Consider the following 22932-nt stretch of genomic DNA (forward strand, 5'->3'; position numbering starts at 1 on the left):
TAGGCAGGATAGGTGGAGGCTACCGCGTGGTGCCCGGCAGGATCATGCCGCGCACGCGCCCGCGCAGTTGCAGCACCTGGTCGAGGTTGTCGTAATCCATGCTGTCGGCGGTGAAGCGGTCGTTGCCACGGGTGAGCGTGACCGGCTGATCAGAACGCACCCGCTCGGTGTTGGTGAAGGCATGCAGAAACTCACCACGGAACTCCATGGGGGGCTGCGCTGCCGCCCCGGGCTTGGCGGGCAACGGTTCACGCTTGACGATGGCGTTGCCGAACAACTGCACTTCGGAGCCATCGGCGTTGCTCAGGGCCCGGTTGGCCGTGGCCACGGTGACCCGGCCATCGAGGCTGACCGAACGCATGCGGACCTGATCGATCTCCAGCGTGTCGGTGTCGGGGTAATGGCGCGCCTCGTCACCCTGCACCTCGCTCTGCAGGCGGCCCGTGGCATCGAATGTCTTCACCGAAAAGGACCTCATGAAATAGTCCGGCTGGTGCTGCACGGGCCGGTCAATCGCAGGCAACTGGGGCATGGGCGCGTTGCGCACCAGCCACCAGGTGCCCAGGGCCAGCAGGCCCATCAGCACCACGGGCAGGTAGATCGAGAGCTGGTCCCAGCCCTGGCGGATCACGCGGATCATGCGGTGTAGTCCGCCAGCAGCGCCGCGTAGCGGCCCGTGGCCACGAGCAGCAGGTCGCACAGCTCGCGCGCTGCACCCTCGCCCCCGCGCGCCTGGGTGACGAAGTGGGCCGCGTGGCGCACCTCGGTCTGGGCGTTGGCAGGCGCACACGCGAAGGCGCTGCGGCGCATCACAGGCAGGTCGGGCCAGTCGTCGCCCATGGCTGCGGCCTGCGCCCAGGTCAGGCCCAGGGTGGCCAGCATCTGCTCGGCGGCGGGGCGCTTGTCTTCGGTGCCGAACACGGCGTGCTCCACGCCCAAGGCCTTGAGGCGCACGCGCAATGGGGCAGAGTCGCGACCGGTGATGACAGCGGGGGTGATGCCTGCCTTTTGCAGCAGCTTGAGGCCGTGGCCGTCCAGGGTGTTGAACCGTTTGATGGTCTCGCCCGTTTCGCTGAAGTAAAGGCCGCCGTCGGTGAGCACACCGTCCACGTCGAAAAAGGCCACGCGCACGCCCTGGGCGCGCAGCAGCAGCTCAGGGTCAATCTGCAGGGCAGGAGAGGGAGAGGTCTGAGGAACCAGCGCCATCGTCAGATCACCTTCGCCCGCATCAGATCGCCGATGTGCACCACGCCCACCAGGGCGCCCGCTGCGTCCACCACCAGCACGCTGGTGATGGCGTGGGCTTCCATCATTTCGGCGGCGTCCACGGCCAGGGCGTCGGGGGCAATGCGGCGCGGGTTGGCGTGCATGACCTGGGCTGCGGTGGTGGACCGCAGGTCGGCCCCGGCCTCGATGCGGCGGCGCAGGTCGCCGTCGGTGAAGATGCCCAACAGCTGCCCGTCGGCATCGACGATGGCCGAGGCGCCCAGACCCTTGGCGCTCATCTCGCGCATGAGGTCGCTGAACGAGGCATCGGGGGCCACGCGCGGCACCTCGGTGCCCGAGCGCATGACGTCGCTCACATGGGTGAGCAGCTTGCGACCCAGCGCGCCGCCGGGGTGGGAGCGGGCAAAGTCTTCGGGGCGGAAGCCCCGGGCGTCCAGCAGGGCCACAGCCAGCGCATCGCCCATGGCCAGCTGGGCCGTGGTGCTGGCGGTGGGGGCCAGGTTCAGCGGGCAGGCTTCGCGCGCCACGCTGCAGTCGAGCACCAGGTCGGCATAACGCGCCAGGGTGGACTGCAGGCCGCCCGTCATGGCGATCATGGGCGCGCCCAGGCGCCGCAGCACGGGCAGGATGGCCGTGAGTTCGCCACTTTCGCCGCTGTTGGAGATGGCCAGCACCAGATCGTCGCCGGTGACCATGCCCAGGTCGCCGTGGCTGGCCTCGGCAGGGTGCACAAAAAAAGCGGGGGTGCCGGTGGAGGCCAGTGTGGCGGCGATCTTGCGCCCCACGTGGCCACTTTTGCCCATGCCCATCACCACCACGCGGCCCCGGGCCTGCAGCACCAGCAACACCGCCTGGGCAAACACACCATCCACGCGGGCCGCCAGGCCATTCAGGGCCTCCACCTCGATGTGGAAGGTCTCGCGGGCCAGGCGCAGGGCCTGGTCGGCATCAAAAGGGGGCAGCGCGGCGGGGGCGGGAGTCATGCAAGGATTCTATCGACCGGGCATGCCTGCCGGGCCGTCGCATGGGCCAAGTCCACTGGCACGGTCCGTGCATCCGGGTAGAAAAGCCCTTGCCCAGCCCACAAGGCTTGCCAGACTCGCACAAACAGGGAGGCAGCAGCGGCCTGCAGCCCCGGCCAATGGCTTGCTTGAATCCTGTGTTACACAACGCAAGCCTCGGATAGCATCGAACCCATGTCTTCACTCGCCCTCACACTGCTTTATCTGCTGGCCGCGGTGCTGGGCGTGGTGACCTGCCGCAGCCTCAAGCTGCCGCCCATGCTGGGCTACCTGGCCGCTGGGGTGCTCATTGGCCCGCACGCGCTGGCACTGGCGCAAAACTCCGAAGGCGTGCGCCACCTGGGCGAGTTTGGCGTGGTGTTCCTAATGTTTGCCATCGGGCTGGAGTTCAGCCTGCCCAAGCTGCGTGCCATGCGCAAGCAGGTGTTTGGCCTGGGGCTGATGCAGGTGGTGCTGACGATGGCGGTCGTGTCCGGCATGGCACTGGCGCTGTCGCGCTGGGCGGGTGGGGTGTGGGACATGGGCTGGCAGACGGCGCTGGCGCTGTCAGGCGTGATGGCCATGAGCAGCACGGCGATTGTGGTCAAGCTGATGGCCGAGCGGGCCGAGCTGGAGAGTGAACATGGCCGGCGGGTGATGGGCATCTTGCTGTTCCAGGACCTGGCGGTGGTGCCGCTGCTGGTGCTGATCCCGGCGCTGGGGTCGTCGCCCGACCAGCTGCTGACCTCGCTGGGCTGGGCGCTGATCAAGGCCACGGTGTTGGTGGGCCTGCTGCTCACGGGCGGCCAGCGGCTGATGCGCTGGTGGCTCACGCTGGTCGCGCGGCGCAAGAGCGACGAGCTTTTCATGCTGAACCTGCTGCTGATCACGCTGGGCTTGGCCTGGCTGACCGAGCTGGCGGGCCTGAGCCTGGCTCTGGGCGCCTTCATTGCGGGCGTGCTGGTGTCCGAGACCGAGTATCGCCACCAGGTGGGCACGGACATCCGGCCCTTTCACGATGTGCTGCTGGGCCTGTTCTTCATCACCATCGGCATGATGCTGGATTGGCACATCCTGGTGGACCGCTGGGCGCTGGTGTTGATGCTGCTCACGGTGCCCCTGGTGCTCAAGCTGGGGATCATCCTGGTGCTGGCGCGGGGCATGGGCGCGACCACCGGTGTGGCGCTGCGCACCGGGCTGTACCTGGCGCAGGCCGGCGAGTTCGGCTTTGTGCTGCTGTCGCTCACGCAGAACAACGGGCTGGTGCAGCCAGCGCTGATGAACCCCATCCTCGCGGCCATGGTGCTGTCGATGCTGGCCACGCCGTTCCTCATCATGTACAGCAACCGCATCGTGATGAAGCTGGTGGCCAGCGACTGGCTGCAGCAGTCGCTGCAGATGACATCGATTGCGCGCAAGTCCATCAACACCAGCAGGCACGTGATCATCTGCGGCTACGGCCGCTGCGGACAGAACCTGGCGCGCATGCTGGAGCACGAGGGCATCCCCTACATGGCGCTGGACCTGGACCCGGACCGCGTGCGCCAGGCCGCTGCGGCCGGCGACTCGGTGGTGTATGGCGACGCCACCCGTCTGCAGGCGCTGATGGCGGCGGGCCTGGTGCGCGCCAGCGCCGTGGCCGTGACCTACATCGACGTGCCCGCCGCGCTGAAGGTGCTGGCCAATGCCCGGTCGCACGCGCCGCAGGTGCCGGTGGTGGTGCGCACGCAGGACGACCTGTACCTGGACAAGCTGCAGGAGGCCGGTGCGACCGAGGTGGTGCCCGAGGCCATCGAAGGCTCGCTCATGCTCGCCAGCCACGCCCTGGCCCTGGTGGGCGTGCCCATGCGCCGCGTGCTGCGGCTGGTGCAGGACCAGCGCGATGCGCGCTACAACCTGCTGCGCGGCTACTTCCATGGCGCGGACGACGACACGGTGAACGAACGCGACCAGGAGCGCCTGTCCACCATCAACCTGCCCCCGGGCTCCACCGCCCTGGGCCGCAGCCTGGGCCAGCTGGCCCTGCCCGCCATGGGTGTGCGCGTGGTCAACCTGCGGCGCGGCAATGGCCATGTGAGCGCGGCAGTGGACGAGGCCCTGCTGGCCGAAGGCGACACGCTGGTGCTGTCGGGCCATCCGGCCGCGCTGGCGCTGGCGGAAGACAAGCTGCTGAAAGGCTGACCGGCTGACCAGCCTGGGACACGCCGCTGGCAACTCAGCGGGTGGCTGGACACCCCATTTGAATGAAATCGGCCTGTAGCGCTAGTGCAATATGCGCCAACAGCTACATATTTGATAGCAATCTACAACAACTCCGCAGGCCCAGGCCGCCCGAACAGGTAGCCCTGGAACTGGCGGCAGCCGTTGCGCAGCAAGAATGCGCGCTGCCCTTCGGTCTCCACTCCCTCAGCCACCACGTCCAGGCCCAGGCTGCGGGCCAGCGTGATGATGGTGCAGGCGATGGTGGCGTCGTTGGGGTCGGTGAGCACGTCGCGCACAAAGCTCTGGTCGATCTTGAGCTGGTCCAGCGGCAGGCGTTTGAGGTAGCTGAGCGATGAGTACCCGGTGCCAAAGTCGTCGAGCGAAAAGCCCACCCCCAGCGTGCGCAGCGCCTGCATCTTGAGGATGCTGTCCTCCACATCGTGCAGCAGCAGGCTTTCGGTGAGTTCGAGCTTGAGCAGGCGCGGGTTGGCGGCCGCATCGCGCAGCGCTGCCAGCACCTGCTCCACAAAATCGGGCTGGCGGAACTCCTGGGCACTCACGTTCACGGCCAGCGTCCACGCGGCTTTCGCCGGGGCGGTGGCCCACAGGGCCAGCTGGCGGCAGGCCAGGGCCAGCACCTGGCGCCCCAGGGGCAGGATGAGCCCCGTCTGCTCGGCCAGCGGGATGAAATCGGCGGGCGAGACCATGCCGCGCTGCGGGTGTTGCCAGCGCACCAGCGCCTCGGCCCCCAGCAGGTGGCCGCTGGCGTCCACCACCGGCTGGTAGTGCAGCAGGAACTCGTTGCGCGCCAGGCCCTGGCGGATGTCGCCCTCCAGCGCCGAACGCGCCGACGCGGCAGCCTGCATGGCGGGGTCGAAAAAGCACAGGGTGTTGCGCCCCTGCGCCTTGGCCTGGTACATGGCCAGGTCGGCGCGCTTGAGCAGCTCTTGCACGGGCTGCTGCGCGTCCTGGAACAGCGCAATGCCGATGCTGGGGGTGCTGTGCATGTCGCAGCCATCCACGACATAGGGCTGGTTCAGCGCCAGCAACACCTTCTGGGCCACGGCCTCGGCCTCGGCCGCGGCTTCGACCTCATGGCCGTGCAGGCCCTGCACCACGACCACAAACTCATCGCCACCCAGCCGCGCCACGGTGTCGGTGGCCCGCACGCTGGCCCCGATGCGCGCGGCCACCTGCACCAGCAGCCGGTCGCCCCACTCATGGCCCATGGTGTCGTTGATGCCCTTGAAGTTGTCCAGGTCGAGGAACAGCAGGGCGCCATGGCGGCCGTCGCGCTGGGTGGTGGCCACCGCGCGCTCCAGCCGGTCCATCAGCAGCCGGCGGTTGGGCAGGCCGGTGAGTTCGTCGTAGAACGCCAGGCGCTGGATCTCGGCCTCGGCCAGTTTGCGCTCGGTGATGTCGCGCGCCACGCCCCGGTAGCCGGTAAAGCGGCCCTCTTCGTCAAAGATGGGCTCGCCACTGATCGACACCCACACGGGCTTGCCGTCCTGGGACAGGCGCTGCATCTCAAAGTCGTGAAAGACCTGGTGCGCCTCCAGCTGCTCGCGGTGCTCGCGCCATTGCCCTTCGTTGACGAAGGTGTCGGGCAACTCCCAGCGGGTCAGGCCGTAGTGCATCTCATCGGGCACGCCCTCCGTGTGGTACGGGTTGCCGTCCAGCCGCACAAAACGAAACTGGTCGTCCTGCTCCCAGTACCAATCGGACGACAGGTCCGTCAGGCTGCGCCAGCGCGCCTCGCTCTGGCGCAGGGCCTCCAGCGTGCTCAGGTAGTCGGTGACATCGGTGAACGTGCGCACGCGCCCGCCGGGCTCCAGGGCACGGGTGCGCACCTCGATGTAGCGGCCCTGCCGGGTGCGCCGCACGTAGCTCTGCGGCATGTTCATGCGGCCGCCATGCGCCGCGTATTCCGACGCCACGTAGTTGCGGGCCATGGGCTCGATGAGCTGGAACTCGGGCCCGAAGTCGCCCCGCTCGGTCTGAAAACGCACCACCTCTTCCACCAGCGGCTGCGTGGCCAGCAGGGACTCGGGCAGGTCCAGCAGCTCCAGGTAGCGCTGGTTGTAGACGCGGATGCGGCCCTCGGCGTCGACGTTGGTGATGCCCTGCGAGATGTTGTCCAGGGTGCCTTCGAGGGCCCGGGTCTTCTCGGCCAGCAGGGCGCTGGTGCGGGCCAGTTCGGCCTCCACATGGCTGCGGGCCAGCTCGGCGCGGCGGGCGGTCTCCAGTTGGCCAATGGTGTTCAGCAAGGGCTGCAGAAACTGCACATCGGCGTTGGTGTAACCGCCGCTGCGGTTGGCCAGCCCCACCATGGCCACCAGCTCTCCCGCCGCATGGATGGGCAGGCCCAGGTAGGTGCGCAGCGTGGGGTGGCCGGACGGCGTGCCCGCGCTGCGGGCATCGTGGTTGGCATCGTTGCTGAGGACCGGCTCGCCCGTCACCAGCGCAGCGCCCACCAGCGAGTACAGATTGTCGAACACCATGCCATCCTCGGCATGCTGGGCATAGCGCTGGCGCGAGGCCTCGTCCCAGCTGATGTCGGTCATCGCGTGCACGCGCAGGTAAGGGTGCCCGTCATCGGCCAGCTGCACCTGGCCCACGAGGCCGAACGCGCTCTGGGTCAGCGTCATCAACTCGCCCAGCAGCGCCTCGAACGCCGCCCGGGGGCCCGAGCTGGCAATGAACATGCCCTGGGCCCGCGAGATGGCCTGCAGCAGCCGGTGCTGGCGCGCCAGCATGGCCTCGGCCGCGCGGCGGGCACGGGCGCTGGAGGTGCGCTCCAGCACGGCTTCGATCTGCGCGGGCAGGGTGAGCAGGTAGTCCAGCGCCGGGTCCTGCACGGTGAAATCGTCAAACCCGTGGCGCATGGCCTGCGCCGCGTGGGTCTCCGCCCCCATGCGCACGATGATGATGGCCGGAACGCCGTCGAGCAGCTGCAGCAGGTCAAAGGCCGAGCCGTCCATGGTGCGCTGGGCCGCCAGCACGATGTCGGGCCGGTGGCGAAGCAGATATTCGCGCGCCTCGGTGATGGACTCCACCACGTCCACGCGCCAGCCCGACCAGGGGTCGGCCAGCGCCCCCGCCACGGCCTGTGCGTGGGGGTGATCACTCTCGATCAGCAGGACGGAGATGGGCATGGGCCGAGCGTCGTGGGGGTTGGGGCACCGCCCGCCACAGGCGGCGCGCAGTTTGTAACGCCAGTGAAACACATTATGGCGTCTGGTGCAGGCGCGCGCGGGGACGGCCGGGCTGTTTACACTCTCGCACTTTCCGAGCCCCGCGCCACCGGCCAGCACCTGGCGCACACCCAGGCATTGGCCCTGCCCGGGCCTCCCCCGCGTCATTACTCCCCACCCGCCCATGCAGCCCCTCAGCGTCAACCAGTACCTTCGCCAGCACATCCGCACCGTCCCCGACTGGCCCGCGCCCGGCGTGCAGTTCCGCGACATCACGCCGCTGCTGCAGGACCCGAAAGTGTTCCGTGTGCTGATCGATGCGTTTGTGCACCGCTACATGGACAAGGCGCTGCGCCCCGACGTGGTGGCGGGCCTGGATGCGCGGGGCTTCATCCTGGGCGCCGTGGTGGCCTACGAGCTGAACATGGGCTTCGTGCCCATCCGCAAGAAAGGCAAGTTGCCCTTCACCACGGTGGAGGAAACCTACGAACTCGAATACGGCAGCGCCACCGTGGAGCTGCACACCGACGCCGTGAAGGCCGGCGACCGCGTGCTGCTGATCGACGACCTGATCGCCACCGGCGGCACCATGATGGCCGGCAAGAAGCTGTTGGAAAAACTGGGGGCCACCGTCACCGAAGGCGCCGCCATTGTCGATTTGCCCGAGCTGGGCGGATCGCAGCGCCTGCGCGATGCGGGCCTGCCGCTGTACACCCTGGTGGACTTTGCAGGGCACTGACCCGAGGGCCGTGGCCTGGGTGCACAGCCCCCTGTGGGCGTGCACCACATGACCCCTGGATCAGTTGAGTTCGCCGTACTGCGTGCTGCTGAGGTCGGGAGCGGGACCGTCGGCACCGGGCATTTCGGTGTCCTCAAACCCAGTGGGCTGGGACGGTGGCAGCAGCGGACCGGAGCGTACCGGCACGCCTGGCTTGGCGGCCGCAGCCGTGGCCGCCGATGACCCTGCCGCATTGGCCAGCGCGCGCTTGAACGCGGCCACCTCGTCGGCCTCGATGGGTTCGAAGCGGGCAGAAGAGGCAGGCCGCGCGGCAGCCAGCGGTGCGGGTGCAGACACGAGGGGCGCGGGGGCCGACACCGCACCGAGCGGGCGGCGCGCAGCCAGCGGGGCCGCAGCGGGCGCCAAGGGAGCAGGGGAAACAGGTGCCGCAACAGCTGCGGCGGGGCGTGCGCCCGCCAGCGGTGCAGGCGACGGGGCCAGGGGTACCGGGGCAGTGGCCGCTGCTGCTGGCGGACGGCGCACTGCCGTAGAAGCCGCCTGCAACGGCAGCGCAGCGCCCTGGGGCGCCACGCCCTTTTGTGGAATACCCACCGCCACATGGTCGTTGATGCGCCAGTACACGGCCGTCACCAGGATGTCGTAACGGGTTTTGGCGGTCTGGGCGATGAGCGCCTCGATCTCGCTCAGGCGCACCGTCTCGCCGCCGTATTCGCGGGCCAGGTCCATCATCACCAGGAACTGGCGGCCGCGCTGGTCGAGCGACAGTACCTTGAACTTGTAGCTGGCCGACAGCACGCCCGCGCGCACCATGGCATCGCGCACCACCGTGTAGAGCAGCTCGCGGCGCTCCATGCGCTCGTTCTTGCGGTTGGCGGCGTGCTCGGGCGGCTGGGGCTCCACGAGTGGCTTGCCCTGGCGCCCCGGTTGAAGGGGCACGGTGGCGTCGGCGTTGAACAGGCCGGAGGGCTCGGCCGCTGCGCGGGGCTTGGCGGGAGCGGGTTTGCGGCTGAACCAACTGAACAGGGACATGGCTTGCTTTCTTCGGATGGTGCCTGGACAAAATCCAAATCGAGTGTAACGCGCCATCCCCCCGCAGAAGGCGAGAGAAGCCCGAGGTCCCCCCCGACAGGGCCTGCCTGTCAGGTGGCCGCAACGCGGCGGCGGCGGTTGCCCAGGCGCTTGGCCAGCACAGCCCCTGCAGCCATGGCCAGACCCAGGGCAATGGCAGGCTGGCGGTTGGTCAGCTCGGTGAAGCGGATGGCCGTGAGGCTCCACAGCTTGCAGGGTGCGCTGGCCTGCACGGTGGCGCTGCGTGCGCGGTGTGAGAAGAAAGCGCCTTCGCCGACCACCGAGCCAGCGCCCACAATCGCCAGGCGCAGGCGTTCTTTTTCGTCCTGGTAGTGCACGCTCAGGCTGCCGCTTTCGACGAGATAGAGGGTGCGGTCCGTGGCGCCTTGGCTGAATAGCACCTGGCCGGCGGGCAGCACCACCGGCAGCAGATAGGACGACAGCACCTCCCACTGGGCGGCCGTCAGCGGGTTGGTCATGCTGTCCTCCGCCGTGGTCTGGGCGATGGCGTCGATCAGACCTTTGAGGTCCACCTTGGAGGCAACGGGCATGGGAACATTCATGGTCCGCCGAAAGTAACCCTGTTACAGATCGGACACAAGCGCTGTTTACGTCCGTTTACAAGATAGGGCGACCAACGGTCGCTATTTACCGATGCAGAAGCTGGAGAAGATCACGCCGAGCAGGTCGTCGGAGGTGAACTCGCCGGTGATGGCGCTCAGGGCGTTCTGCGCCAGCCGCAGCTCCTCGGCCAGCAGGTCCAGCGCCGGGCCCTGGGCCTGCAGTTGGTCGGCAGCTTCCTGCAGGTGCAACGACACGGCCTGCAGCGCCTGCACATGCCGCGCCCGGGCAATGTAGATGCCCTCAGGTGCCGACTGCCAGCCCGCCACGTCCAACAGCAGCCGTCGCAAGCCGTCCAGCCCCTGACCGGTGCGGGCCGACAGATGCACCGCAGGGCGCCCGGGGTTGGCTGTTGGGGCAACACCGGCCGCGCAGTCCAGCTTGTTCCAGACATCGATCACGGGGATGTTTTTTGGCAATTTTTGCCCCAAGGCGCTTTCGATATCTGCGTCGGCAGCTACATATTCAGGAGCGCTTTGCCGCGACAGGTCGTGCAGGAACAGCACGGCGTCTGCCCCGGCAATCTCGTCCCAGGCGCGGGCGATGCCGATGCGCTCGACCTCGTCGCTGCTGTCGCGCAGGCCGGCGGTGTCGATGATGTGCAGGGGCACCCCCTCGATCTGGATGGTCTGCTGCACCTTGTCGCGCGTGGTGCCCGCGATGGGCGTGACGATGGCGAGCTCGGCCCCCGCCAGCGCATTGAGCAGCGAGCTTTTGCCTGCATTCGGCTGCCCAGCAATCACCACTTTGATGCCCTCGCGCAGCAGGGCGCCCTGGCGCGCGCGCTGCATCACCGAGGCCAGGGTTTGCTGCAAATTTGATAGCTGTCCATGCGCATCGGCCTTGCGCAAGAAGTCGATTTCTTCTTCAGGAAAATCGAGCGTGGCCTCCACCAGCATGCGCAGATGGATAAGCGCGTCGCGCAGGCTGTGGATTTCTGCAGAAAACGCGCCGGTCAGCGAGCGGCTGGCGCTGCGGGCTGCGGCTTCCGTGCTGGCGTCGATCAGGTCGGCAATCGCCTCGGCCTGGGCCAGGTCGACCTTGTCGTTCAGGAAAGCCCGTTCGGTGAACTCCCCGGGTTGGGCCACGCGCAGGCCCGGCAGGCAGGGCTGGCCGGTCGCCGGTTGGGTGGCAGCCCCCGCCTCCAGACAGCGCGCCAGCAGCAGCTGCAGCACCACCGGGCCCCCATGCGCCTGCAGCTCCAGCACGTCCTCGCCGGTGTAGCTGTGCGGTCCGGGGAAGTACAGCGCCAGCCCCTGGTCGATGGCCTGGCCCTGTGCATCCCGAAAGGGCAAGTACGTCGCCTCGCGCGGCTTGAGGGTGCGGCCGCACAGCGCCTGCACCAGGGCCTCCAGCCCTTTGCCCGACACCCGCACGATACCGACGGCCCCGCGCCCGGGGGCAGTGGCGATGGCAACGATGGGGTCGTGGTGGCGGGCGAGCATGGGCAGGGACTTTACAAGGTGGACAGAAAAAAGGCCGCTTGCGCGGCCTTTGAGGGGTCAGTTCGTGGATGTCAGCGTTGCCGCTGCCGCATCACTTGAACTTGGGCAGATTGAACTGCGGTGGCACGCCCATGCGGGTGTTGATGATCCACTGCTGCGCAATCGACAGGATGTTGTTCGTCAGCCAGTACAGCACCAGGCCGGCTGGGAAGAAGAAGAACATCACGCTGAAGATCAGCGGCATGAACCACATCATCTTGGCCTGCATCGGGTCTGGTGGCGCGGGGTTCAGGGCGGTCTGCAGCAGCGAGCTGGCCGTCATCAGCAAGGGCAGGATGAAGAATGGGTCAGGCGCGGAGAGGTCGTGGATCCAGCCGATCCAGGGCGCATTGCGCATCTCGACGCTGGACAGCAGCACCCAGTACAGCGCAATGAACACCGGGATCTGGATCATGATAGGGAAGCAGCCGCCCATCGGGTTGACCTTTTCCTCGCGGTAGATGCGCATCATCTCCTGCTGCATCTGCTGCGGCTTGTCCTTCAGGCGTTCGCGCATCTCCATGATCTTGGGGTTGATGGCCTTCATCTTGGCCATGCTGGCGTAGGCCTTGGCATTGAGCCAGTAGAACGCGATCTTGAGCAGCAGCACCAGCGCAACGATGGACCAGCCCCAGTTGTTCAGGAGCTTGTGCAGGTTGTCGAGCAGCCAGTACAGCGGCTTGGACAGGATGGTGAGCCAGCCGTAGTCCTTGACCAGTTCCAGGCCGGGGTACAGCTTTTCCATCATGGTCTCGACCTGCGGGCCGGCGAACAGGCGCGCGTCGATGGTCTTGGTGGCGCCCGGCTCGATGGTGCCGAGGGAGGTCAGCATGCCCACGGAGTACAGGTTGGTGTCCACCTTGCGGGTGAAGGGCTCGCGCTGCACGCCGTCGGCCAGCAGCCATGCGGTGGCGAAATAGTGCTGCACCATGGCGACATAGCCATTGGCCGAGTCCTTGGGAATGTCGACTTTGCCGCTTTCGATGTCCTTGAACTCGATCTTCTGGTACTTCTTAGCTTCGGTGTAAACCGCTGGGCCGGTGAAGGTGGAGTAGAACGACGACTCGCCTGGCGGCTTGTTGCCGTCGCGCACCAGTTGCAGATACAGCTGGGGCGATACAGCGGCGCTGCCGGTGTTGACGATGTCGTGCTTGACGGCGATGTCGTAAGCGCCGCGTTTGATGGTCCAGGTCTTGACCAGCTTCACGCCGCCCTGGTCGGGCGACTCGAAGCGGATGCTCATGGAGTCTTCACCGTCCTTGAGTTCGCGCGGGCCGGGAACGGCCGTCATCACCGTCTTGTGCGTGGGGAAAGTGCCGCCCACCAGGCCGGTCTGCGCCACGTAGACGCGCTGCGCGCTTTCATCCAGCAACAGGAAGTTGCGGGCCTTGTCGGTCATGTCGGCGTGTTTGAGCAGCTCGGCCTGCGTGAGCGAGCCGCCTTCGCTGTCGAACACCAGGCGATACAGGTCGGTCTTGACCTCAATGCGTTCGCGTTTGGCAGGCGCAGCCGCTGCTGCGGGCTGACCGGGCACCGCTGCTGCGCCCTGCGCGGCCGCAGTAGCAGCGGGCACGCTGGTGGCTGGCACGCTGGCGGCCCCGGTCGCACCGGAGGCCGCGCCTGCGGCAGCAGCAGGCGCTGTCACAGCGGGCGTGGTCGGGAAAAAGGTGGCCTTGTTACCGTTGTGCAGCTGCCACTTGTCCCACAGCAGAACCATGGAAAAGCCAAAAATCACCCACAGGATGGTGCGGCGAATGTCGTTCATGAAGACTTCTTTGGTGAGGATGGGGGAGTGGTGGAAGGGGTGAGCCTGGAGAAAAGCCGCAGGCTGCGCGGCAGATCTTGCGGAACCGGATCATGGCCCCCGTCACACCAGGGGTGGCAGCGTACCAGCCTGCGCACCGTCAGATAACTGCCTGCTGCAGCGCCGTGCTGCTCCAGCGCCTGCAGCGAATAGACCGAGCAGGTCGGCTCAAAGCGGCAGGCCGAACCCAGCCATGGGCTGAGAAACAGCCGATAGCCTTTGACCACGCCGATCAGTAGGCGCTGCATCATGGGGCAGTCACCGGCTCTGCCACCGGCGGCACAGGCGCAGCAACCGCTGCGCCCGAATGCCGGGTGGCATATCCGAACAGCTGCAGCAGCTCCGCGCGTACCGCCTGTTTGAGCTGGTCGGACGTGGCGCTCACGAACTGCTTGCGATCAAACGCCGAGCGCAGGCGCACCACATGGGCGGCCTGCGGCAAACGCGCCTCAAACGTGGCGCCCACGGTGTAGATCTGCCGCTTGATGGTGTTGCGCGTCACGGCGCGGCGCGCCCAGCGCTTGGGCACCATGGCACCCATCCAGACGCCCTGAACGACAAACAGGGCCTGCGGCCCTTGCGTGTGCGGCAAGGAGCCGGGCCCTGTAGGTGCAACAGTGGCGGCTTGGCTGGCAACTGCGGTGCTGTTGGCATCCAGTGCCAAACGGTGCAACGCAAAATGCGCCGTGCGGGAGACAGTGCCCCCCGCCATTGCAGCCTGGAACTGCGGCCGGGTTTTTAGCCTGTGCATGCAAGCGCCCCGTTTGGAACCTGGCGGTACAAACCGGGAACAGGCGGGGAGCAGGCCGTAGACCGTATCGGCCTTAGACGGCCAGGCGCTTGCGGCCCTTGGCGCGGCGTGCGTTGATAACGGCACGGCCGCCGCGGGTCTTCATGCGGACGAGGAAACCGTGGGTGCGCGCGCGGCGCGTCTTGGAGGGCTGGTAAGTACGTTTCATGGTGCTATTCCTTGAGGTTCAGTTCCGGACTGCTGCTCTTGAACCCCCTGCAATCTGCACACCCACACAATGTATGAAACATCGCCTGGAGGCAGACCCACGGGGCAGAAATAACGGCGCGCCGGGTCAAATCACCCTGAACACATTCAGGGAAACCCAAAATTATCGCAGGCTTGTGGCCGACTGGCAATGCCTTTCGATGGACAGGCCTTTACCAGCGCGTCGCAGAGGCTGCAGCGCCCGACCCTTTCAGGCCACTTCTTCCCCGCATGGCAACCCCGGATTCCCCCGGATGACAGCCGCCTTCAAATTGTGGATAACTCCTTGACAAGCTACAATCCACCGCCTTACCCCGTTCCTCCTATCCACAATAAGAATTCCCCAGAAATGACCGAGGAACCCACCCGCAGCCCTATCAATTCGCCCGGCTCAGATGCCGGTCAGGGCCTGTGGCAAGCCTGCGTTGAGCAACTGGCACAAGACCTGCCAGAACAACAATTCAACACCTGGATCAAGCCCCTGGTGGCCCAAGTGGCTGAAGACTTCTCCAAAGTCACGCTGCTCGTGGGCAACCGCTTCAAGCTCGACTGGATCCGTGCCCAATACGCAGGCCGCATTGCCGCGCTGCTCGAAGGCCTGTACGGCCAGCCGGTCACGCTGGAGTTAGCGCTCGCTCAGCGCGAATCCGTTGCCCGTACTTATGTGCGGCCCACTGCGCAAGAACCCGCCAGCCCCGCAGCACCGGCCGAAGCCCCGTCCAGCAGCAGTGACGACGCCACGGCGGGCGCGTTCCGCAATCGGCTGAACGCCGCCCTCACGTTCGAGACGCTGGTGGAAGGCACGGCCAACCGCATGGCACGCTCGGCGGCCATGCACGTGGCGGGCATGCCCGGCCACCTGTACAACCCGCTGTTCATCTACGGCGGCGTGGGCCTGGGCAAGACCCACCTGGTGCACGCTGTGGGTAACCGCCTGCTGCAGGACAAGCCCGACGCCAAAGTTCTCTACATCCACGCCGAGCAGTTTGTGTCGGATGTGGTTAAGGCCTACCAGCGCCGCACCTTCGACGAGTTCAAGGAGCGCTACCACTCGCTCGACCTGCTGCTCATCGACGATGTGCAGTTCTTCGCCAACAAGGACCGCACGCAGGAAGAATTCTTCAACGCGTTCGAGGCCCTGCTGGCCAAGAAGTCGCACATCGTGATGACGTCGGACACGTATCCGAAGGGTCTGGCCAACATCCACGAGCGGCTGGTGTCGCGCTTCGACTCGGGCCTGACGGTGGCCATCGAGCCGCCCGAGCTGGAAATGCGCGTGGCCATTCTGATCAACAAGGCGCGCGTCGAAGGCACTGAGATGCCCGAGGAAGTCGCCTTTTTCGTGGCCAAAAACGTGCGCTCCAACGTGCGCGAGCTCGAAGGCGCGCTGCGCAAGATCCTGGCGTACTCGCGTTTCAACCAGAAAGAGATTTCGATCCAGCTCGCCCGCGAGGCGCTGCGTGATCTGCTGTCCATCCAGAACCGGCAGATTTCTGTGGAAAACATCCAGAAGACGGTGGCCGACTACTACAAGATCAAGGTCGCCGACATGTACAGCAAGAAGCGCCCGGCCAGCATTGCCCGCCCGCGCCAGATTGCGATGTACCTGGCCAAGGAGCTGACGCAAAAGAGCCTTCCCGAGATCGGAGAATTGTTTGGCGGGCGCGACCACACCACGGTTTTGCATGCTGTGCGCAAGATTGCGGGCGAACGCCAGCAGCTGACCGAGTTGAACCAGCAGCTGCACGTGCTGGAGCAGACGCTCAAAGGGTAGCGCCAAGGGTAGATAACCAGCGGGAAACGCCCGTCGGGCAGCCCCACGAAGAAGCGACCCCGTTAAGGGGCAAAATGGCGGGTTATAGATAGCAGGGGGAGGCATGACCTGTGCCGCTGTCCACGCACCGTCCCAAAACCACAAGAGGTTGATGACATGATCGTCCTGAAGGCAACACAAGACAAGGTTCTCGCGGTTCTGCAGTCCGTGGCTGGCATCGTGGAGCGCCGCCACACGCTGCCCATCCTGGCCAATGTGCTGATCCGCAAGACGGGCAATGCCCTGCAGCTGACGACCAGCGACCTCGAAATCCAGATCCGCACCACAGCCGAACTGGGTGGCGACACCGGCGACTTCACCACCACCGTGGGGGCGCGCAAGCTCATCGACATCCTGCGCACCATGCCCGGTGATCAGACGGTCAGCCTCGAATCGGCCCAGTCCAAGCTCATCCTCAAGGGCGGCAAGAGCCGCTTCACGCTGCAAAGCCTGCCGGCCGAAGACTTCCCGCTGGTGCAGGAATCCGCCGCCTTTGGCCCCGTGTTCGCCGTGCCCCAAAAGACGCTGAAGGACCTGCTCGGCCAGGTGTCGTTCGCAATGGCGGTGCAGGACATCCGCTACTACCTCAACGGCATCCTGTTCGTGGCCGAGGGCAAGACCCTGAGCCTGGTCGCCACCGACGGCCACCGCCTGGCCTTTGCCAGCGCCACGCTGGACGTTGAAGTGCCCAAGCAGGAAGTCATCCTGCCGCGCAAGACCGTGATCGAGCTGCAGCGCCTGTTGTCTGATGCGGGTGGCGAGAACCAGCCCCACATCGAGATGCAGTTCGCCAACAACCAAGCCAAGTTCACCTTTGGCGGCATGGAGTTCGTGACCAAGCTGGTCGAGGGCAAGTTCCCCGACTACAACCGCGTGATCCCCAAGAACCACAAGAACAGCATCACCCTGGGTCGCGCCCCGCTGCTGGCCAGCCTGCAGCGCACGGCCATCATGACCAGCGACAAGTTCAAGGGCGTGCGCCTGAACCTGGAGCCCGGCACCCTGCGCGTGGCGTCCAACAACGCCGAGCAGGAAGAGGCCGTGGACGAGCTCGACATCGACTACGGTGGCGACACCATCGAGATCGGCTTCAACGTGACCTACCTCATCGACGCCCTGGCCAACATGGGCCAGGACATGGTGAAGGTGGAGCTTTCGGATGGCAACAGCTCTGCGCTGCTGACCATCCCCGACAACGACAGCTTCAAGTACGTCGTGATGCCCATGCGCATCTGAGGCTGCGTGACACCCGCCGTGCACCACAGTCGCAGCGCCACACCGCGAACGCTACTTTATTGATAGCTGCAAGCGCATATTCAATATGCGCTTGCGCCCAATTAGACCATTGAACATATTGGAAACCCCGGTTTCCACGGATCCCAAGGCCCACCATGACCGTTGACAACAACATTCCCTCCGAGCCCGAATCCTCCGGCGTCTCCGGCCATGTGGAGCCCACCGTCAACAAGATCGACACCAACCAGGCCGGCGCCAGCGAAAGCTATGGCGAAGGCGCCATCACCATCCTCGAAGGCCTGGAAGCCGTGCGCAAGCGCCCCGGCATGTACATCGGCGACACCAGTGACGGCACCGGCCTGCACCACTTGGTGTTCGAAGTGGTCGACAACTCCATCGACGAGGCCCTGGCCGGGCACTGCGACGACATCGTCGTCACCATCCACACCGACAACTCCATCAGCGTGACCGACAACGGCCGTGGCATTCCCACCGGCGTGAAGATGGACGACAAGCACGAGCCCAAGCGCAGTGCCGCAGAAATCGCCCTGACCGAACTGCACGCAGGCGGCAAGTTCAACCAGAACAGCTACAAGGTCTCGGGCGGCCTGCACGGCGTGGGCGTGAGCTGCGTGAACGCATTGAGCAAATGGCTGCGCCTGACCGTTCGGCGCGAAGGCAAGGTGCACCAGATCGAATTTGCACGCGGCTTTGTGCAAGACCGCCTGCTGTCCACCGTGGACGGCTTTGAAGTCAGCCCCATGAAGGTGACCGGCGAGACCGAAAAGCGCGGCACCGAAGTGCACTTCTTGCCCGACACCGAGATCTTCAAAGAGAACAACGACTTTCACTACGAGATCCTGGCCAAGCGCCTGCGCGAACTCTCGTTTTTGAACAATGGCGTGCGCATTCGCCTCAAGGACGAACGCAGCGGCAAGGAAGACGACTTCTCGGGCGCCGGTGGCGTGCGCGGCTTTGTCGAGTTCATCAACAAGGGCAAGACGGTGTTGCACCCCACGTCTTTCTACGCCGCAGGCGAGCGCCCGGCAGAAACGTATGGTGGCATCCCCGGCACGCACATTGGCGTGGAAGTGGCCATGCAGTGGAACAGCGCGTACACCGAGCAAGTGCTGTGCTTCACCAACAACATCCCCCAGCGTGACGGCGGCACCCACCTGACCGGCCTGCGCGCCGCGATGACCCGCGTCATCAACAAGTACATCGAAGAAAACGAGCTGGCCAAGAAGGCCAAGGTCGAAGTCACCGGCGACGACATGCGCGAAGGCCTGTGCTGCGTGCTCAGCGTGAAGGTGCCCGAGCCCAAGTTCAGCAGCCAGACCAAGGACAAGCTGGTGTCGAGCGAAGTGCGCGCGCCGGTGGAAGACATCGTGGGCAAGCTGCTCACCGACTACCTGCAAGAAAAGCCCAACGACGCCAAGATCATCTGCGGCAAGATCGTGGAGGCCGCCCGTGCCCGCGAAGCCGCCCGCAAGGCCCGCGAAATGACCCGCCGCAAGGGCGTGCTGGACGGCATGGGCCTGCCCGGCAAGCTGGCCGACTGCCAGGAAAAAGACCCTGCCCTGTGCGAGATCTACATCGTGGAGGGTGACTCCGCCGGCGGCTCTGCCAAGCAGGGCCGCGACCGCAAGTTCCAGGCCATCCTGCCCCTGCGCGGCAAGATCCTGAACGTGGAAAAAGCCCGCTACGAAAAGCTGCTGACCAGCAACGAAATCCTGACGCTGATCACGGCCCTGGGCACCGGCATCGGCAAGGCCGGCGGCACCACGGGTGGCGACGACTTTGACGTGGCCAAGCTGCGCTACCACCGCATCATCATCATGACCGACGCCGACGTGGACGGCGCCCACATCCGCACCCTGCTGCTCACCTTCTTCTACCGTCAGATGCCCGAACTGGTCGAGCGCGGCCACATCTACATCGCGCAGCCACCGCTGTACAAGGTCAAGGCTGGCAAGGAAGAGCTGTACCTGAAGGATGCCCCCGCGCTCGACGGCTTCCTGCTGCGCATTGCGCTGAACCACGCCAGCGTGACCACCGGCGGCGCCAACCCGCAAACCCTGACGGGCGAGACCCTGGCCGAACTGGCGCGCAAGCACCAGATCGCTGAAAGCGTCATCGCCCGCCTGGGCAACTTCATGGACGCCGAAGCCCTGCGCGCCATTGCCGATGGCGTGAGCCTCAAGCTCGACTCCGTGGCCGATGCCGAAGCCAGCGCCGTGGCCCTGCAAGCCAAATTGCGCGAGCTGAACACCACCGGCGCCCCCGCCGAAGTGGCCGGCGAATTCGATGCCCGCACCGACAAGCCCCTGCTGCGCATCAGCCGCCGCCACCACGGCAACATCAAGAGCAGCGTCATCACGCAAGACTTTGTGCACGGCGCCGACTACGCCGCCCTGGCCGAAGCCGCCGAAACCTTCCGCGGCCTGCTGGCCGAAGGCGCCAAAGCGATGCGTGGCGAAGGCGACAAGCAGAAGGAAGAAAAGGTCGGCGACTTCCGCCAGGCCATGAAGTGGCTGATTGCCGAAGCCGAACGCACCACCAGCCGCCAGCGCTACAAGGGCCTGGGCGAAATGAACCCAGAGCAGCTTTGGGAAACGACGATGGACCCGAACGTGCGCCGCCTGCTGCGCGTGCAGATCGACGACGCGATTGAGGCGGACCGCGTGTTCACGATGCTGATGGGCGATGAGGTCGAGCCGCGCCGGGATTTCATTGAAACCAATGCGCTGCGGGCGGGGAATATTGACGTCTGATCGATCGCTTGATCGTCGCCACCGCGCCCTGCCGCCGCTCGCGCATTCAGGAAGGCCACCCTCGGGTGGCCTTTGTGCCCTTTGCCCGACCTTCTTCGCATGACCCATCTTGCCATCCGTCCCGCAACCATCGATGACACCGACCTGATCCTGCACTTCGTGCGGGAACTGGCGATCTATGAGAAGGCTGAGCAGGAGGCGCTGGCCACACCCGCACATGTGCACCGCACGCTGTTCTGCACCAATCCCAAGGTGCATGGCCTGATCTGCCAGGACGGCGATACCCCCGTGGGCTTCGCGGTGTACTTCTTTAACTTTTCGACCTGGCAGGGCCGCCACGGTCTGTATCTGGAAGACCTGTACGTGTCGCCAGAGCACCGCGGCAAGGGCGCGGGCATGGCGCTGCTGAGGCAACTCGCACGCATCGCCGTGGACCACGACTGCGGGCGCTTCGAGTGGAGTGTGCTGGACTGGAATACACCTTCCATCGCGCTGTATGACAGCCTGGGTGCCCGCCCGCAGAGCGAGTGGATCCGTTACCGACTCACAGGAGACGAGTTGCACGCGCTGGCGGCGCAGTCGCAGCCGCTCCTGCAGCCGTCCAACACTGCGCCATGAGATCCCCCATCGCCATCGTTGACGTAGACCGCCTCGACACCTGGTCCCGCTACCGCGCTGGCCTGTGCGACACCTGCGCGGCCAACTGCTGCACCATGCCGCTGGAGGTGCAGCTGTCGGACCTGGTGCGGCTTGAACTGGTGGACCCGTTCGAGGCCGAGCATGAGGAAATCCGCCACATTGCTAAGCGGCTGCAAAAGGCGCGGCTGATCGACCACTTCAACCACAAGAACGCGGTCTTCACGATGGCGCGGCGGGCCAGTGGGGACTGCAATTTTCTTGACCCCAAGACGCGGCTGTGCACGGTGTATGACAAGCGGCCCGAGACCTGCCGCCTGCACCCGCAGAAGAAGAGCCCCAAGCCGGGCTACTGCGCTTACGGGGCGCGGGATCTGCAGCGACGGGGCTGAAAAGCGCAGAGGCGTCTGCGCGCCATGTCTGCGCAAGCCCGCCGTCTTCTGAAACCGCCACCCCGCACACTCACGCCATGTCGCGCAGCTCGCGGCGCAGGATCTTGCCAACGCTGGACTTGGGCAGGGCCTCCACAAACACGATCTGCCGGGGCACCTTGTAGGCAGTGAGCGCTGCGCGGCAATGGGCGGCGATGTGGTCTGCATCCACCTGCGGCGCAGTGCCCGCCGCGCGCACCACATACAGCCGCAGCGCCTCGCCCGTCTTCTCGTCCGGCACGCCGATGCAGGCGCACTCCAGCACGCCGGGGCAGGCGGTGGCCACGGCTTCGACTTCGTTGGGAAAGACGTTGAAGCCTGAGACGATGACCATGTCCTTCTTGCGGTCCACGATCTTGAGAAAACCACGCTCGTCCAGCTGGCCGATGTCGCCGGTGCGGAAGTAGCCGTCGGGGGTGAAGGCGGCAGCGTTGGCCTCGGGCTGCTGCCAGTAGCCGCCCATGACCTGGGGGCCTTTCACGCAGACCTCGCCGGGCTGGCCCAGGGGCGCGGGGTGGCCTTGGTCGTCCAGCAGCAGCACGTCGGTGGAAGGCAGGGGCAGGCCGGTGCTGCCGCTGAAAGCCGTGACCGATGCGGGGTTGAAGGCCACCACAGGGCTGGTCTCGCTCAGGCCGTAGCCTTCGCGGATGAACTGGCCGGTGATGGCCTGCCAGCGGGCAGAGACCGAGGGCAGGATGGCAGCGCCGCCGCCGCCCGCCAGCCGCAGGTTGGAGAAATCCACGCCTTGCGTACCGGGGTGCGCCGCCAGCCCGGCGTACAGCGTGTTGACCCCCATGAACACGCTGGGGCGCGCGGCATTCAACACGTCGATCAACCCGTCCAGGTCGCGCGGGTTGGGCACCAGCCAGTTGCGCGCACCCACCGCAAAGTAGCTGATCAGGTTCACCATGAGCGCGAAGATGTGATACAGCGGAATGGCCGTGACAACGACCTCCTGTGCGGGGCGCAGGGCATCGGGCACGAAGGCCTTGAACTGCTCCACGTTGGCCACCAGGTTGCGGTGCGTGAGCATGGCGCCCTTGGACAGGCCCGTGGTGCCCCCGGTGTATTGCAGGAACAGCAGGTCGCCCCCCTCCAGCACAGGTGGCGCAAAAGGCAGGGTGGCGCCCTCTGCCAGGGCGCGCGCAAACGAGGTGGTGGTGTGCAGGTGGGCATCCACCGGCGGCCCAGGCAGGTCGGCTGCGGTGCCGTCGCCAGGCGCCACGGTGATGATGCTGTGCAGTTCCACACGATCCTGGATGGCGGCCAGGGTGGCGGTAGACCCTGCATAGATCACCATCACCCTCGCTCCTGCGTCCTGTAGCTGGTGCTCCAGCTCCCGCGGGGTGTAGAGCGGGTTGACGTTCACCTGCACACAGCCCGCGCGCGCAATGCCGAGCATGGCGATGGGAAACGCCATCAGGTTCGGGCACATCACGGCGATGCGATCGCCCTTGCGCACGCGCAGCACGTTCTGCAGGTAGGCCGCAAACGCGCGGGATTGCTGGTCCACATGTGCATAGGTCAGCGTCTGGCCCAGGCAGGTGAATGCGGGCCGGTGCGCATACCGCTGCATGGCGGCACACAGCAGGTGCACGATGCTGGGATGGCTGTCAGGATCGATGTGGGCAGGGATGGCGCCATAGCTGGCCAGCCAGGGTTGGGGGGACATGGTGAATCGGTCCTCGTGGGGGGGTGAAGCAGC

19 protein-coding genes are annotated in these 22932 nt (G+C 66.1%); 7 read left to right on the plus strand and 12 right to left on the minus strand.

The genetic code is table 11. The annotated features are described in order from the left end of the window. Positions 1 to 19: 19 nt before the first annotated feature. From lptC to C8C95_RS09515, 3 genes are read right to left on the minus strand one after another with little or no spacing between them, the layout of a single operon-like run. Positions 20 to 640, minus strand: a complete 621-nt coding sequence (gene lptC / locus C8C95_RS09505) for an LPS export ABC transporter periplasmic protein LptC (protein WP_116748417.1) — start codon at positions 638 to 640, stop codon at positions 20 to 22. Next, on the minus strand, positions 637 to 1206 hold the full coding sequence (locus tag C8C95_RS09510) for an HAD hydrolase family protein (protein ID WP_116748418.1): 570 nt from the start codon (positions 1204 to 1206) through the stop codon (positions 637 to 639). The genes lptC and C8C95_RS09510 overlap by 4 nt, the downstream gene beginning before the upstream one ends. A gap of 2 nt (positions 1207 to 1208) precedes the next feature. Then, positions 1209 to 2210: a KpsF/GutQ family sugar-phosphate isomerase gene (locus C8C95_RS09515; RefSeq protein WP_116748419.1), complete on the minus strand. Its 1002-nt coding sequence runs from the start codon at positions 2208 to 2210 to the stop codon at positions 1209 to 1211. Positions 2211 to 2423: 213 nt separating this feature from the next. On the opposite strand from C8C95_RS09515, the gene C8C95_RS09520 reads away from it, so the two are divergent. Then, positions 2424 to 4409 (plus strand): monovalent cation:proton antiporter family protein, encoded by a 1986-nt coding sequence (locus C8C95_RS09520; protein WP_116748420.1) that lies wholly within the window; start codon positions 2424 to 2426, stop codon positions 4407 to 4409. A gap of 122 nt (positions 4410 to 4531) precedes the next feature. On the opposite strand, the gene C8C95_RS09525 is transcribed toward C8C95_RS09520, so the two are convergent. Then, positions 4532 to 7585, minus strand: a complete 3054-nt coding sequence (locus C8C95_RS09525) for an EAL domain-containing protein (RefSeq protein WP_116748421.1) — start codon at positions 7583 to 7585, stop codon at positions 4532 to 4534. A 223-nt stretch (positions 7586 to 7808) separates the two neighbouring features. On the opposite strand from C8C95_RS09525, the gene C8C95_RS09530 reads away from it, so the two are divergent. Then, entirely contained in the window at positions 7809 to 8363 is a 555-nt protein-coding gene (locus tag C8C95_RS09530) for an adenine phosphoribosyltransferase (protein WP_116748422.1), read from the plus strand. A gap of 60 nt (positions 8364 to 8423) precedes the next feature. On the opposite strand, the gene C8C95_RS09535 is transcribed toward C8C95_RS09530, so the two are convergent. From C8C95_RS09535 to rpmH, 7 genes are all read right to left on the minus strand, one after another. Continuing rightward, positions 8424 to 9392 carry a hypothetical protein gene (locus tag C8C95_RS09535; protein WP_116748423.1) on the minus strand — a complete coding sequence of 323 codons (969 nt, stop codon included), beginning with the start codon at positions 9390 to 9392 and terminating at the stop codon, positions 8424 to 8426. A 110-nt stretch (positions 9393 to 9502) separates the two neighbouring features. Continuing rightward, the gene (locus C8C95_RS09540; RefSeq protein WP_043565827.1) at positions 9503 to 9994 is read right to left on the minus strand and encodes a cyclic nucleotide-binding domain-containing protein; all 492 of its coding nucleotides are present in this window, start codon (positions 9992 to 9994) and stop codon (positions 9503 to 9505) included. 81 nt (positions 9995 to 10075) lie between these two features. Beyond that, the gene (mnmE, locus tag C8C95_RS09545) at positions 10076 to 11497 is read right to left on the minus strand and encodes a tRNA uridine-5-carboxymethylaminomethyl(34) synthesis GTPase MnmE (protein WP_116748424.1); all 1422 of its coding nucleotides are present in this window, start codon (positions 11495 to 11497) and stop codon (positions 10076 to 10078) included. 91 nt (positions 11498 to 11588) lie between these two features. Continuing rightward, positions 11589 to 13301: a membrane protein insertase YidC gene (gene yidC, locus C8C95_RS09550; protein WP_116748425.1), complete on the minus strand. Its 1713-nt coding sequence runs from the start codon at positions 13299 to 13301 to the stop codon at positions 11589 to 11591. Beyond that, positions 13298 to 13591, minus strand: a complete 294-nt coding sequence (gene yidD / locus C8C95_RS09555; RefSeq protein ID WP_082522278.1) for a membrane protein insertion efficiency factor YidD — start codon at positions 13589 to 13591, stop codon at positions 13298 to 13300. Before yidD ends, yidC begins: the two co-directional genes overlap by 4 nt. Beyond that, a complete protein-coding gene (locus tag C8C95_RS09560) occupies positions 13588 to 14091 on the minus strand; it encodes a ribonuclease P protein component (RefSeq protein WP_056742603.1) in 504 nt (167 codons plus the stop codon). Before C8C95_RS09560 ends, yidD begins: the two co-directional genes overlap by 4 nt. A 73-nt stretch (positions 14092 to 14164) precedes the next feature. Next, on the minus strand, positions 14165 to 14299 hold the full coding sequence (gene rpmH / locus C8C95_RS09565; protein WP_005798102.1) for a 50S ribosomal protein L34: 135 nt from the start codon (positions 14297 to 14299) through the stop codon (positions 14165 to 14167). 387 nt (positions 14300 to 14686) lie between these two features. Here rpmH and dnaA point away from each other — a divergent pair, with 387 nt between their 5' ends. The 5 genes from dnaA (at position 14687) to C8C95_RS09590 (ending at position 21188) form a co-directional block, all read left to right on the plus strand. Continuing rightward, complete coding sequence (gene dnaA, locus C8C95_RS09570; protein ID WP_116748426.1) at positions 14687 to 16111, plus strand: chromosomal replication initiator protein DnaA; 1425 nt, start codon at positions 14687 to 14689, stop codon at positions 16109 to 16111. Between the two features lie 156 nt (positions 16112 to 16267). After that, positions 16268 to 17386, plus strand: coding sequence for a DNA polymerase III subunit beta (gene dnaN, locus C8C95_RS09575; protein ID WP_056056813.1), 1119 nt, complete (start codon positions 16268 to 16270; stop codon positions 17384 to 17386). Positions 17387 to 17541: 155 nt separating this feature from the next. After that, positions 17542 to 20160, plus strand: a complete 2619-nt coding sequence (gyrB, locus tag C8C95_RS09580) for a DNA topoisomerase (ATP-hydrolyzing) subunit B (protein WP_116748427.1) — start codon at positions 17542 to 17544, stop codon at positions 20158 to 20160. A 99-nt stretch (positions 20161 to 20259) separates the two neighbouring features. After that, positions 20260 to 20778 (plus strand): GNAT family N-acetyltransferase, encoded by a 519-nt coding sequence (locus tag C8C95_RS09585; RefSeq protein ID WP_116748428.1) that lies wholly within the window; start codon positions 20260 to 20262, stop codon positions 20776 to 20778. Further along, complete coding sequence (locus C8C95_RS09590) at positions 20775 to 21188, plus strand: YkgJ family cysteine cluster protein (protein WP_116748429.1); 414 nt, start codon at positions 20775 to 20777, stop codon at positions 21186 to 21188. The genes C8C95_RS09585 and C8C95_RS09590 overlap by 4 nt, the downstream gene beginning before the upstream one ends. 70 nt (positions 21189 to 21258) lie before the next feature. Here the strand turns inward: C8C95_RS09590 and C8C95_RS09595 are convergent, their stop codons facing one another. Further along, positions 21259 to 22899 (minus strand): AMP-binding protein, encoded by a 1641-nt coding sequence (locus C8C95_RS09595; protein WP_116748430.1) that lies wholly within the window; start codon positions 22897 to 22899, stop codon positions 21259 to 21261. Positions 22900 to 22932: the final 33 nt, after the last annotated feature.

The sequence above is a fragment of the Acidovorax sp. 99 genome (assembly GCF_003096455.1).
Taxonomy (GTDB): domain Bacteria; phylum Pseudomonadota; class Gammaproteobacteria; order Burkholderiales; family Burkholderiaceae_C; genus Acidovorax; species Acidovorax delafieldii.

What these genes read in the sequence shown, in the direction of transcription:
- yidC (WP_116748425.1), bottom strand. Translation starts at nt 13,301, where the DNA reads ATGAACGACATTCGCCGCACCATCCTGTGGGTGATTTTTGGCTTTTCC.
- yidD (WP_082522278.1), bottom strand. Translation starts at nt 13,591, where the DNA reads ATGATGCAGCGCCTACTGATCGGCGTGGTCAAAGGCTATCGGCTGTTT.
- C8C95_RS09535 (WP_116748423.1), bottom strand. Translation starts at nt 9,392, where the DNA reads ATGTCCCTGTTCAGTTGGTTCAGCCGCAAACCCGCTCCCGCCAAGCCC.
- C8C95_RS09520 (WP_116748420.1), top strand. Translation starts at nt 2,424, where the DNA reads ATGTCTTCACTCGCCCTCACACTGCTTTATCTGCTGGCCGCGGTGCTG.
- C8C95_RS09515 (WP_116748419.1), bottom strand. Translation starts at nt 2,210, where the DNA reads ATGACTCCCGCCCCCGCCGCGCTGCCCCCTTTTGATGCCGACCAGGCC.
- dnaA (WP_116748426.1), top strand. Translation starts at nt 14,687, where the DNA reads ATGACCGAGGAACCCACCCGCAGCCCTATCAATTCGCCCGGCTCAGAT.
- rpmH (WP_005798102.1), bottom strand. Translation starts at nt 14,299, where the DNA reads ATGAAACGTACTTACCAGCCCTCCAAGACGCGCCGCGCGCGCACCCAC.
- C8C95_RS09560 (WP_056742603.1), bottom strand. Translation starts at nt 14,091, where the DNA reads ATGCACAGGCTAAAAACCCGGCCGCAGTTCCAGGCTGCAATGGCGGGG.
- C8C95_RS09530 (WP_116748422.1), top strand. Translation starts at nt 7,809, where the DNA reads ATGCAGCCCCTCAGCGTCAACCAGTACCTTCGCCAGCACATCCGCACC.
- dnaN (WP_056056813.1), top strand. Translation starts at nt 16,268, where the DNA reads ATGATCGTCCTGAAGGCAACACAAGACAAGGTTCTCGCGGTTCTGCAG.
- C8C95_RS09585 (WP_116748428.1), top strand. Translation starts at nt 20,260, where the DNA reads ATGACCCATCTTGCCATCCGTCCCGCAACCATCGATGACACCGACCTG.
- C8C95_RS09540 (WP_043565827.1), bottom strand. Translation starts at nt 9,994, where the DNA reads ATGAATGTTCCCATGCCCGTTGCCTCCAAGGTGGACCTCAAAGGTCTG.
- C8C95_RS09590 (WP_116748429.1), top strand. Translation starts at nt 20,775, where the DNA reads ATGAGATCCCCCATCGCCATCGTTGACGTAGACCGCCTCGACACCTGG.
- C8C95_RS09525 (WP_116748421.1), bottom strand. Translation starts at nt 7,585, where the DNA reads ATGCCCATCTCCGTCCTGCTGATCGAGAGTGATCACCCCCACGCACAG.
- mnmE (WP_116748424.1), bottom strand. Translation starts at nt 11,497, where the DNA reads ATGCTCGCCCGCCACCACGACCCCATCGTTGCCATCGCCACTGCCCCC.
- C8C95_RS09510 (WP_116748418.1), bottom strand. Translation starts at nt 1,206, where the DNA reads ATGGCGCTGGTTCCTCAGACCTCTCCCTCTCCTGCCCTGCAGATTGAC.
- lptC (WP_116748417.1), bottom strand. Translation starts at nt 640, where the DNA reads ATGATCCGCGTGATCCGCCAGGGCTGGGACCAGCTCTCGATCTACCTG.
- gyrB (WP_116748427.1), top strand. Translation starts at nt 17,542, where the DNA reads ATGACCGTTGACAACAACATTCCCTCCGAGCCCGAATCCTCCGGCGTC.
- C8C95_RS09595 (WP_116748430.1), bottom strand. Translation starts at nt 22,899, where the DNA reads ATGTCCCCCCAACCCTGGCTGGCCAGCTATGGCGCCATCCCTGCCCAC.